The organism is Mycobacterium sp. E1747 (genome assembly GCF_001667775.1).
Lineage (GTDB): Bacteria > Actinomycetota > Actinomycetes > Mycobacteriales > Mycobacteriaceae > Mycobacterium.
Window position 1 is genome coordinate 1 of record NZ_LZJI01000241.1, and the last position, 1,130, is coordinate 1,130.

Sequence of the window (1,130 nt, forward strand, 5' to 3'; positions counted from 1 at the left end):
TCGCCGCCGAGGTCGAAGAAGGAGTCGTCAACCCCGACCCGGTCGAGGCCGAGGACTTGGGCGTAGATGGTGGCTAGGAGTTCTTCGATTGGGGTGCCGGGCGGGCGGTAGTGGCCGGTGTCGGTGTAGTCGGGTGGGGGCAGGGCGCGGGTGTCGAGTTTGCCGTTGAGGGTGGTCGGCAGGGTGTCGAGGGTGAGGATGGCGGTGGGCACCATGAAGCTGGGGAGCCGGTTGGTTAGTGCGTGGCGCAGTTGGGTGGGGTCGGCGGGGCCGGTCACATAGGCGGTGAGGCGTGTGTCGCCGGGGCGGTCTTCGCGCACGATGACCGCGGCCTGCTCCACGCCCTCGAGTTGGGTGAGGGCGGTGTGGATTTCGCCGAGTTCGATGCGGTAGCCGCGGATTTTGACTTGCTGATCGGCGCGGCCCAGGTAGTCCAGTTGCCCGTCAGCGCGCCAGGCCACCAGGTCCCCGCTGCGGTATATCCGGGTGCCGGGCGGCCCGAACGGACACGCCACGAACCGTGAAGCGCTCAATCCGGGCCGCCGCCAGTAGCCGATGCCGATGCCGTGCCCGGCGATATAGAGTTCCCCGACCACTCCGGGTGGGACGGGGCGCAGCCAGGGGTCCAGGACGAACAGCGCCGCCCCGGGCACCGGTATCCCGATCGGCACCGGCCCCGGTCCCGCGGTCAGGGGGGTGCTGATGGTGGCATAGACGGTGGTTTCGGTGGGGCCATAGCCGTTGAGCATGACCCGTTCGGGCGCCCAGCGGTCGGCGATCTCGGGGGGGCAGGGTTCCCCGGCGGCCATCACCGCCACCTGATCCAGCCCGACCGGCGACAGCGCGGCTAGCGCTGAGGGGGTCTGACTCAACACCGAGACACCTTCGGTGAGCAGCAGGGCGTGCAGCTCGTCGGGGGAGCGGGTGACCTCTTCGGGCACTACCACCAGTCGGCTGCCGTGGGCTAGGGCGCCCCAGATCTCCCACACCGAAAAGTCGAACGCATACGAATGGCATTGGGCCCACACCTGCCCGGGCCCCAACGGAAAACCGGCGTCGAGGTCCTCGAACAGGCGGGTGACGTTGCGGTGGGTGACGGCCACCCCTTTCGGGGTCCCGGTGGTGCCCGA

1 protein-coding gene is annotated in these 1,130 nt (G+C 69.5%); it reads right to left on the minus strand.

What is annotated here, in order from left to right:
• On the minus strand, nt 1-1,130 hold a 1,130-nt coding region (locus A5695_RS25495), incomplete at both ends, for an AMP-binding protein (protein ID WP_156749852.1).